The organism is Mucilaginibacter flavus, assembly GCF_030409315.1.
Classification (GTDB): Bacteria; Bacteroidota; Bacteroidia; order Sphingobacteriales; family Sphingobacteriaceae; genus Mucilaginibacter; species Mucilaginibacter flavus.
In genome coordinates this window covers 92,255-102,816 of sequence record NZ_JAUFPS010000023.1, presented here as the reverse complement: position 1 = coordinate 102,816, position 10,562 = coordinate 92,255, and the positions used below count along the sequence as shown (strand labels likewise).

7 protein-coding genes are annotated in these 10,562 nt (G+C 44.3%); 1 reads left to right on the top strand and 6 read right to left on the bottom strand.

Going from position 1 to position 10,562, the window contains the following annotated elements:
* Positions 1-197: 197 nt before the first annotated feature.
* The 6 genes from QWZ17_RS08175 to QWZ17_RS08150 all read right to left on the bottom strand — a co-directional run bounded on the left by QWZ17_RS08175 (position 198) and on the right by QWZ17_RS08150 (position 9,718).
* Positions 198-755 (bottom strand): hypothetical protein, encoded by a 558-nt coding sequence (locus QWZ17_RS08175; protein WP_290304642.1) that lies wholly within the window; start codon positions 753-755, stop codon positions 198-200.
* A 29-nt stretch (positions 756-784) separates the two neighbouring features.
* A complete protein-coding gene (locus QWZ17_RS08170) occupies positions 785-1,579 on the bottom strand; it encodes an FHA domain-containing protein (protein ID WP_290304639.1) in 795 nt (264 codons plus the stop codon).
* Positions 1,580-1,695: 116 nt separating this feature from the next.
* Complete coding sequence (locus tag QWZ17_RS08165) at positions 1,696-5,775, bottom strand: FtsW/RodA/SpoVE family cell cycle protein (RefSeq protein ID WP_290304637.1); 4,080 nt, start codon at positions 5,773-5,775, stop codon at positions 1,696-1,698.
* Positions 5,775-7,202, bottom strand: coding sequence for a PP2C family protein-serine/threonine phosphatase (locus QWZ17_RS08160; protein ID WP_290304636.1), 1,428 nt, complete (start codon positions 7,200-7,202; stop codon positions 5,775-5,777). The genes QWZ17_RS08165 and QWZ17_RS08160 overlap by 1 nt, the downstream gene beginning before the upstream one ends.
* Positions 7,203-7,286: 84 nt before the next feature.
* Positions 7,287-8,249 carry a hypothetical protein gene (locus tag QWZ17_RS08155; RefSeq protein ID WP_290304635.1) on the bottom strand — a complete coding sequence of 321 codons (963 nt, stop codon included), beginning with the start codon at positions 8,247-8,249 and terminating at the stop codon, positions 7,287-7,289.
* 29 nt (positions 8,250-8,278) lie between these two features.
* Positions 8,279-9,718: a serine/threonine-protein kinase gene (locus QWZ17_RS08150; RefSeq protein ID WP_290304633.1), complete on the bottom strand. Its 1,440-nt coding sequence runs from the start codon at positions 9,716-9,718 to the stop codon at positions 8,279-8,281.
* Between the two features lie 432 nt (positions 9,719-10,150).
* Here QWZ17_RS08150 and QWZ17_RS08145 point away from each other — a divergent pair, with 432 nt between their 5' ends.
* The gene (locus tag QWZ17_RS08145) at positions 10,151-10,549 is read left to right on the top strand and encodes a hypothetical protein (RefSeq protein ID WP_290304632.1); all 399 of its coding nucleotides are present in this window, start codon (positions 10,151-10,153) and stop codon (positions 10,547-10,549) included.
* The last annotated feature ends 13 nt before the right edge of the window (positions 10,550-10,562 follow it).

Below are 10,562 nucleotides of genomic sequence, written 5' to 3'. Positions count from 1 at the left end.
CAAATAAAATCACAAATAAAAAACTCATAATCAGGTGGTTAAGCCATAAGGTTTCTAAAGCTTTTAACCCTTGATTCGCATTAGTAAGTATCAAGTAGTAAGACAGCTGCGGAAAGTTTCTCAGCATTCAAATCTTATTCAAAAAACCTTCAAGTAAAAAAATCTTACTACTTACTACTTGATACTTACTACTAAAGCTACTGGTCACTCAGTAAATCAACGCAGTTTTTCTTGAGTTTTTCCAACCGGGCGGGCAGGGAATTTAGCGCGGCTTCATCCTTTAAGTTCCTGTAAAGTACTTTGATAATGGCGAGGGTGTTATCGTCGGGATCGCAGGCCTGGGCTTTTTCGAGGTGCGGGAGTGCCAGTTTAGCTTTTTGGATGTAGTTGGCATCAACCACCGTTTGCTTGCCGGAGATATCTTTGATATACAGGTAACCTAAAGCCCGGTGAGCCACATAGTAGTCTGGCTGAGCAGCCGAAACCATTTTATAGTATTTAATGGCATTTACACTCTGACTATCGTCTTCATAAAGCTTTGCTAATGAATTATAAAAGCTTATCCGCACCTTGGGTGTCAGTTTAGCGGTATCGGGCAAAATCTTCTCGGCAAGGGTCATTTGCCGCGTGGCGTCGGCATTCATTTTTGCCTCGTTAAAATCGATGTAGGTATTATAAACCTCATCGGCAGTTTGGGCATGGGCAAAACCAACTTTTGCTATGATTACTATCAGAAGTAATATTCTTTTGATCATATTTTTTAAACTACCGTGCGGGTAAAAAATTATCCTTCTGCTTTCACGCTAAACAAAAACACGGCTGATTCTCCTAAAATCACCTGGTCGCCTTCGCTCATGGGGTGACCTATTTGGGTTGAGTTAAGCTTGATCATCTTTTCATCGGCAGCAATATGAATTTTGGTTTTATTGCGTGGAGGAACGCCGCCCTCATCGGCATAAATCATAAAACGTTCGTCATCTTTGTTCCACTCAATATGGGCGTGTTGACGGCTGATAAATTTGTTGCTTTCGTCGTTACTATCCGGCGGGAAAATGATTTTATTTAGGCGGAACGAACCGTTTTCGGTAACCGACTTTTTATCCCTGCCAATGTTGATCTTTCCATCTGTTGCTTTAATCAGGTATTCACCCTGCTCGGCCTGCCCGTTCAAAATGCGGATATAAGCCACTGCCGATGAAGCATTGTGCATTACCTGCCTCTGTGTAAGTATGGTAAACGCGGCATCTAACTGAGGTATCCGGCCGATATCTGTTGGAAGACTGTCCGTAAAAATCACTTCAACCGACCAATCGGCAGGCAGATCGAGCGCATAATCATCAGCTATCCGCTGAATCTCGTTCCTGAACTTTTCCTTATCCTGCACATACACCGCTCCTTCGTAGATATGTTTGTCCTCGGCGTTGGCGGCGATGTATAACTGTAACTCTTTAATGTGGCCGGCTTCGCCGCCTTCTACCTTTTGCAGGGCTTCTTTTATGTAGCGCAGCAATGCGTCGCGCAAACTTTTTACATCCCAGGCCTTATCGCCACTATTCCTGCTGAAAAAACTAAATGCCATCTTTTTAATTCAAAATTCAAAAGTAAAAATTCAAAACACTCATTCTAAAATCCTAAAATCTAAATCCGAATTTTTAAATTCTAAAAATCCGAAATCCCAATTCCGAAATCCAAAATCTATTCAGTACTCACCGCCTCATTGCCATCAATACCCTTCATATAGCCTTTTTGCAACAGGAATGGTATAACGTGCTTGCCGGCCAAGTGAACGGCGTCTGACGAGCCGCGGGTTGACTCTATACGGATACAAACTACCATATTGCTTTTGCCATTGGCTTCGGGAGCAAAAAATACATACCAGCCATCGTTCACGCTTTTGTTTTTTACAATACGCTCGGGGGTACCACTTTTACCCGCTACCGCTATTCCTAATATAGGCACCTTAGGCGCGCTTTGTGCTATCATATATTGGGTTAGCAAGCCCGCGTATTCAGGTTTTTCGGCCAGGCTTATCCCAGGTTTTGCAGGTTGTTTGGTGCCACCAATATTCAATACAAAACGATTTGGCATCAACACACCGCCATTGGCTACGCCGGATACAAGTCGGGCTACCGATGCAGGAGTAGCAATAAGCTCGCCCTGCCCCCAGGCCATGCCAGAGATACCCTTAGCCCTTGTTTTATGAATGTTATTAGGGTCGTACCTGGGTTTGGTATTAAATTCGGTTTTGCGCCACAGGTTGCGCCATTTTTCTTCCTGGGCATCGTTCTCTGTTGGCTTGTTAAAATAATAGCCGCCTACGCCATGCAAAAACATCCCGGTTTTCATATACAGGTTAACCATATATTCTTCCAGGTGCTGCTGATTGGCCAGCTTAATGAAATATACGTTATTTGATTTGGCAATCGCCCGTTCCATGGTGATCACGCCTGTTTCGTCTGGCTCAATGCCCTTGGTACGAATACGCTCCTCGGTACTTACGTGATAGGTAACATCGGCAGCAGCCACACCCAATTTATTAAAGGCCGACATAGCGGTTAATACCTTGGCTGTAGAGCCTGGCTGCGAGGCATAGGTAAAGCCCAAATCGGTAGTGGTCATCCAGGTGGAGAGTTTATTTTGATCAGCCTGCGACATCGTGAGCTTATCCCAATTATGTACGGGTGGCAGCGGGTATTGTGCCGAAACCAGCACATCGCCGGTTTTAGCTTCCATAATCACCACAGATACCCGGTTATCAAACAATGATGTGTCGGTAGCTATAGATTGTTGGATGCTGGTTTGCAAATCAGCATCCATGGTTAGCTTTACATCACGGTTTCTGTTTTTAAATGCAGCAACTTCGGGCCCATTAATATCCGCAAGCAGTAATGGAGCCAGTTCGCTATAGTCTTTTTTGGCGACAGTCATTTCCTTTACGCCACGTGGTAAAAAGCGATCTTCCTGGTAACGCGATGCTTTTACGTTATAGCTGCTGATGGGCATTTTAAAGCCACGTAGTTCGGCAGCAAGTTCGTATTCGGCAAAGTAGCCGTTGGTGCTGCCATTAAATACGCCGGTGTTGTTATCACCGATCCAGAAAAACATTTGCTCTTCAAAAGGATAAAAACGTTCCAGCCTTTTGTGCATGGCCGAATCCAGGTCGTAATTTTTGATGCCGGATGCAGATAATTTATTCTTTTGCTTTTCTATCAGTTCGGGCTTGCTGGTTGCCAGGATCAGCCCGTTGCGGTCAAGCAATGAACCGGCCTGTAACTTATTCATCAATATGGCAATGCGTGGGTTATAACTAAACATGCGCGATCCGCTTTTATCGGCCACCAGGGCAGGTTTTACCACCCACTTTTTATTATCGGTACTATAGCGCGATACATTTACCGTTAACAATACCACACCCGCCAATGCCGCGGCCAATGCCGGTACCAGGTTTTTATCCTGCTGTTTGGTAATATAACTCATTTGCACCTGGCTACCCTTCACTAACGATACCGACAGCAAAAAGCCGGTAGCCAGCATATTGATTACTAATGACGAACCACCATAGCTTTCAAACGGCAATGATACGCCCGATAGAGGCAATGCACCGATAGAGCCGCCCGCTATCAATAAAAACTGCACAAAGGTACACACGCCTATCCCGGCGCTGAGGTAAAACAACAGCGGCGTGCCCGTTTGCCGCCCTATGATGATGGACCGGTGTAAAAACAGCAGGAACAGGATAAAGATGCCAGCCATACCTGCCCAGCCAAACTCTTCGCCAATGGATGGCAATATCATATCGGTATGCGCTTCGGGAATGGTTTTGGCAAAGCCCTGCCCTACGCCCTCGCCGGTTAGGCCGCCGCCTGCCATAGCCCATAGGCCGTTGGCAACCTGGTCGCCGCCATACACTTCATTATTCCATGGGTCTTGCCAAATAGCTTTACGGTCAACCAAACGCTCAACCGGGCCGGGGATAATTTTTTCCAGCCCGGGTATCTTATCGATGGTTAAAAACGCGGTGATCACAATAAGCGCCATAAACGCCGACTCACTGAGGTACCGGGGTTTTAAAAACCCAACTAACACTAAAATACCAAAACTAATGCCTGCGCTAAGCCAAACGTTATCAAAAAACCAGGTAGTCAATACAAACAACACCACAAAGCCTGCCATAGGCAAAAAATCGCCGCGCGAAAAGGAGAACAGGATGATGAACGTAAAACAGATTACCATGGCCGGCCCCAAATCTCCTAAAATTAAAAACAGCAGCAACGTAAGCACCGTAGCAATCAATGCCGATGAAAAGAACGACCAGCGTTTGCCCCAACTGGCATACTGACTGATAAACTTTTCGTTAGCGGCAAAAAATCCCGCCAGGAAAATAACCACCAGGTATTTTACAATCTCGCTGGGCTGAAAACCTAACAGGTTTACCTTAACCCCGCTACCTTCGGGCCCGGTACCAAACAATATAGTACTAAACAATACGCCCATGGCCAGCACTATCCATGGCCAGCCGTTGGCCGCGCTGCGTACCTGTTTAAAAATAAGCAAGCGATACAAAGCCGAATCGGCGGTTAATTTACGCAGGTTAACGAGCAGCATAATACAAACCACGGCAACGCCTATGCCCAAATAGATGAGCGTATCTTTGGCTAAAAACCTGTCGCGTAAAGGGTCCTGCAAGCTCAATAACGTTAGGAACGAAATCCCGGTAAGCATCATTACCAGCGGCAGCATCAATTGATCTGCGGCCTGGAAACGGGTGCTTAGCAACAGGTGAATGATGATAAAACCTGCAAAAAAACAAGCGACAATGATCCAGTACCATTTGTTAAAATCATCAATGGTACGTACTATGAAGGCGCCTTCTTTTTTCAGGATATTAAAATCTTTGGTCGACAGTAGCTTAATACTATGCGGTGCCTGGCTAAAATTGATGGTTTTATTGGCATCCAAATCAACCACGCCTTGCGAGCGGCCAAATTCAAAGCCCGGCTGCAGGGGGAGCAATTCAAAAGCCTTATCTGTAGGTAGGTTTTTAAACTCGTAACGGCCATTGGCATCGGTGCGGGCAAAGGCGGTTAATGATTGTAGTTGCCGTTTTTTTTGATCGTTTAAAACGTATATCTTTTTTGCCGATGCTGATTTTTCGGTCGTAGTATTTTTGGCAGCGGTTTCCTCGTCGGAGTAAATGCTATCCTTAGGCAAAATCATATTCAGCCTCACCAATACGCCGGCTACGGGTTGCTCTTTATGACTTATTTTACCGCTGATGCTGTATTCGCCTAAAGCCAGGTCTGTTTCGGCTGGGATTTGCGGCGGGTTATTCTTTTCCTGTGTAAAACGGACCGAGTCATCGCCGGTATAACCTAAAAGCTCCCGCGAATCCAATACCCTTTGGCGGTACGATTCGCCGCCCTGCTCCATGGCTTCATCGGCATTTACGTAGTATTTGCGTTTGTTGATCTCGCCAGCGTTATCAAACTGGCCCGCGGTGTTTGACTTACCGCCAACTATCGATTCGATGTAATTTACATCCCGGGGATCATCAAAGTAATAGCCTTTGCGTAATAAATTAGCTATGTTTTTGCCGGGGTTTGGCGCATTGATGTTTACAATGGTACCATCTGCAAGTCTTTTATCAACATCAACAAACTTTAACTGCAAAACGGTATACAGCTTCCCAAATAGTATAGCCAGTACAATACCTGTCAACAGTAAAAAAAGCCGTTCCATTCCACGGCCCGGGGCCTTTGGTGTACCCTTATCCATTATTTTTTGATGGCTTTAGGTAAGGAATCTATTTTGAACATACCGCCAAACAACCTGCCCGAAATGTATTTTTTATCGGGAAACAGGTAAGAAGTTTGAACCGGCGTAGCGCAGTTATTAAACTGTACATTTTTTAAAACCAAGGCATCGTTATGGGTTGCAACCGCTACTTTAAAACCATCAAAGGCAAGGCTATCCAGCACTACATATTTGCTTTTGGCAGATAGCGCGATAGCAGGCCCATTATAAGTCGAATCTCTTTTGAATACTATTTTCCCCTTGGCTTTAATATACAGGCTATCCTTACCAATAAAAATAGAATCGCTCAGGATGATAGGCTCTTTAAAATCAGCTTCTGATAAAACAAGGGTATTCCCTTTTAATTTACTCAGGGTATCCTGCAATTTAATTTCGCCGGCGCTTTTTGGTTTTACAGCGGGGATGGCTGCCTTTGCGGGTTCTGGTTTAGGCTGATGATTAAGCCAGTATTGCCATATAAAACCGCCTAAACATATCACAAACATTATGGCCAATATAAAAATCGTGCCCTGGCTGTTTTTAGGTTTTACTGTTACTTCAGCCGGCTCTTCCACTGGTTTGGGTTGTGGCTTTGGTTCGATGACCTCGGTAACAGCCTTTACAGATACAGCCGGGCGTGTAGCATTTTGCTGACGCGGGGCTTTATCGTTTTGGGCCAATACCACAGTTACATTATCCTTGCCTCCTTTATGGTTGGCGGCGTTGATGAGTTTTTTGCCTTTATCTTCTAACGTTCCGCTTTCTGTCAGGATGTTTTTGATCAGCTTTTTGTCCACCAAATCGGTTAAACCATCGCTGCAAACCAGCAGCATATCGCCGGGTAAAAACGGCGAATGACCGGTTTCTACAAAATCGCTATCCTGTGCTATATTGGGTGCAAAGCCCAGGGCTTTGTTAATTTCGTTTCGTTTTGGATGATCCATGGCGGCCTCTTCGGTAAGCCTGCCCGAGTCTTCCAGGAAACCTACAAAAGAGTGATCTTTAGATATTTTAATGAGCGAATTATCGCGCAGCAAATACAAACGGGTATCGCCCACATGGGCATAGTAAAACTGGTTGTTTTGCAAATCGATTACTGCCAGCGTTAACACGCAGGCCATGTTCTCCAAACCCTTTTCCTGTAGTTTACGATTGTAAATTTGCTGGTTGGCATTTACAAAAGTGTTCACCAATAGTGGTGTTACATTACCAGCCACGTAGGCCAGGTCTTTTAAAATACATTCGCGGGCAATTTCGGCGGCAATTTCGCCACCTACATAACCGCCTACCCCATCAATTACACAGGCAATAATAAAATTACCATCATCGGTTTTCTGGGCAATAAAGGCATCCTCGTTATTATCCCTTTGCTTACCGGTATCTGTAATGCCGAAATAATTATTTGCCATGGCTGGATCTTTTTATATCGATAAAATGGGCAAGCAACAATAAAACACATATTGCCAGTAAGCCTATTGATAGTATTTGCGACATTATGCTTCGGGTTTAAATATGTTAATACCAATGATGCCGTTCAGCAATATTTTGGAGTTAAAAGGTAGCTCCACCCATTGCGGCGAATTTATATCACTACGGGGCACTTCCTGCTCATTAATCATGGTAAGCTCGCCAAATGAGGCCAGGTAAAATTTGCCGTCGGCCTTATTCAGGCGAATGCGCAGGTGCGGGGTATTTACCCACTCGCTCGGAATTTTAAAAACCGAGGCATCTTCCCGGGTTTCTTCATTGCCCGATACCACGATATCCTCATTCTTCACCAAAAACTCCACCTTACGGCCAACAAACTGTTTATCGGGCATAATGGTATCTAAACGCGCCAATACCTGCTGACCGGGTTTCACCACTTCCTTCTCGTTATAATGCAACTCGTTGGAGTATGGTAACTCGTAATAACCTTCGCTGTAATAGGTAAAGCCTTTTAAAATATCATTGCTGATATCAAGCGTTTGGGCGACACCCGTATGGCGCGGAATGAAAGTTACCCTCAGGTTCTCTTCTTTTTTATTGCTGCCGGGCATCAGCTTGCCAATAAAGCCTTTATCCCCTTTTTTATAGTCGGGATGCGATACCAGCCTGAAAACCCATTTCGAGCTTGATGGCTCCACCTTTTTACCAAATTCCTGGTGTTCGCTTAACAACTCATAAAACTTTTTAACCGATTCATGAACGATAATACCGAACAAGCCCGAGCGGTTATTGATAAACTCCAGGTAATCTTCTTCGTTGAAGCTGATGATGTATTCGTGGTAAAATACTACCCTATCGGCAAAGGAAAGCTGGGCTATTGATTCTTTAAATTTTTCGATAATGTACATATAAACATCATCGGGCGTAAGGGCTTTATTTTGTACGGCGGCTACAGCGGCAGCTTTGCCATTTGGCAAAAACCAGTCCTGTAAACCTATTTTTTGCCAAAATGTAGATTTTGATTCCATTCGGTCAGCATTTAGATATCGTGTATTAACTAAAAACTCAATTTTGATGTATCGGCTTTTTTTACGCTATCGCGATAAAATTGCGGATTGGTAGATTTATGCTTCACCCCACGCAAAATCGAATCGGCCAGTGAATCAACTTCCGGTGGTACGCCCGCGCCGTTTGCATTATCATCCGGGTGCGTACTCACCTGCGAATCTGGCTTTGCCAGGTTATTTTCTTCCTGTTTAATTGCGGGGCCGGTTTTGCTTAGCGTATCCCGTTGCGGTGTGGTTGATTTAAAAAGCGTATTGTAAATACCCCTGCGGTGTTTAAAACCCAACACTGCCGAAAACCCGGTAAGCGCGATAAGGATTACAATTAAACTGATAAAAATGGGCTTGGAAATACGTACAGTATGTTTGCCAACCACAACCGGCGTTTCGGCGGCAGTGTTTATAACATGTACGCCCCTGGCGCTTTCGGCTTCCTGGTAGTATAGTAACAAACCTTGCAAACGCTCGTTCTCTTTTAACAGTACCGACGCGTTCCATGAATCATCAACCTGGTTGCTGTTCACAGCGGCTATACTGCTATGTACTAAAGCATCCTGCAGTTCAATGCCATTCATGAACCTGTTTTCTGGTTCCTTTTCCAGGCATTTGGATACTATTTTGAGCAGCCATGCCGGTACCAGCATTTCATGCTGTTTCTTTTCTTCGGTCCAGCTTTCGGGCAGGTTCTTTTTACGCAGTTCCATTACATCGGGCACCGCGCTTTCCATATGGGCCAGCATCACGGCGTTGCGGGCGGTTTCGCCGTTATCTTTAAGGGGGAAAGGCACCTGACCGCCTATGAGTTCGTACAAAATGATACCAAAGCTATATACATCCGTTTGGAAGTACATCAACCCTTCGTTTTGCTCTGGTGCCATAAATTCAATAGCGCCTGCGTGGCGGATACTGGTGCGACGCTGATCGTCAGACATGGCCGAAAGACCAAAATCCAGCAATACATAATTGCCTGTATGAATATTGAACTTTACGTTATTGCTTTTAATATCACCATGCTTTACCGATACCTTGTGGCAGTGCGATAGCGCGTTTGCAAGTTGATCGGCCAGTTTAATGATCTCTTTAATGGTAAATATCGGCTCGTGAGGTGCTTTCAACAGGTCTTCCAAATCCGGGCCATCAATATATTCCATTTCGATAAAAGGGAACGAACCACTTTCGGTAATACCGGAGTTTAAGATCTTAACCACGTTGGGGTTAGGCTCTTCGTTCACCTTTTTCAGTTTTTCAACCTCGTTCTGAAAATTTCTGAAATTTTTATCGTCGGTACTTTCGGTATGGATGGGGGTCGGCAATAACTTTACCGCTGTGATGATGGGGCCGTAACGCCTGCCTTTATAAACAGAGCCTTGTCCGCCCGTTCGCAAAGCGCCCATATTTTCCAAGCCTTCGGTTATCGTAAATACTTTGCTCATTGAGTTATGCTTGCAGTGCTATAATGTAAAATAACATTTGTTAAATATTGTTATCACAACATAACGCACGTAATGATGTTTGGTTATAAAAATAGGAAAATTTAGGTAGTATCAAGTAGTAAGTATCAAGTATCAAGATTTTTGACAGGCGGGAATTATGCAGATGAAAGTAATTTGAAAATTTGAGTATTTGAAAATTTGAAAATGATTTTAATGCATTCTTCATGTCCCTCTGGGCCTCGCGGTAGAGGACCCTGATGTGGATTCCTTTACTCATAATACCACCGCTGACTACTTAGCAGGCCGCCCCGGGGCGTTGCAATGAGACTTTTGGGGGTGCCGATGGTACAAGAAAAGTTACTTTTAGCAGTTGAGTATACATTACTATAAATAAAAGCTCTGCAGCCTGCCAGGCTTTTGTATCTTTGATCAATGTTCAGGAAATTTATATGTTACTTTTTAGCAAGCTTGTTTTTAACGGGGAGCATCATATTGCCCCTGGGAGATTTCTCGCTGATAAGTGATATTCCAAACATGTACCATAATTACACCAGGATCACCTCTGCGGAGGAGTTAGGTGTTATTGATTTTATAGGCGATTACTTACTGCATGGTAAACAAATATTTGGCCATAATGAACATGATAAAATACCGGTTAAGGGAAACGACGTGCAATTTCAGCACCAGGCCAGCCCCTCAAACGTGTTGGTAAACCAACCATCCATTACTTTATTTATCGCCCCATTCTTCATTTTACCCCATCGCTCATCTACCCAGGTATTTTACACATCTGAGTATCGAAACGAGCTTTTCAGGCCGCCACTTGCCTAATAATACCAACTAA

Bases quoted from the DNA above. Each gene is read 5' to 3' on its own strand.
- QWZ17_RS08160 (WP_290304636.1), bottom strand. From the start codon at position 7,202: ATGGCAAATAATTATTTCGGCATTACAGATACCGGTAAGCAAAGGGAT.
- QWZ17_RS08175 (WP_290304642.1), bottom strand. From the start codon at position 755: ATGATCAAAAGAATATTACTTCTGATAGTAATCATAGCAAAAGTTGGT.
- QWZ17_RS08165 (WP_290304637.1), bottom strand. From the start codon at position 5,775: ATGGATAAGGGTACACCAAAGGCCCCGGGCCGTGGAATGGAACGGCTT.
- QWZ17_RS08170 (WP_290304639.1), bottom strand. From the start codon at position 1,579: ATGGCATTTAGTTTTTTCAGCAGGAATAGTGGCGATAAGGCCTGGGAT.
- QWZ17_RS08145 (WP_290304632.1), top strand. From the start codon at position 10,151: ATGTTCAGGAAATTTATATGTTACTTTTTAGCAAGCTTGTTTTTAACG.
- QWZ17_RS08150 (WP_290304633.1), bottom strand. From the start codon at position 9,718: ATGAGCAAAGTATTTACGATAACCGAAGGCTTGGAAAATATGGGCGCT.
- QWZ17_RS08155 (WP_290304635.1), bottom strand. From the start codon at position 8,249: ATGGAATCAAAATCTACATTTTGGCAAAAAATAGGTTTACAGGACTGG.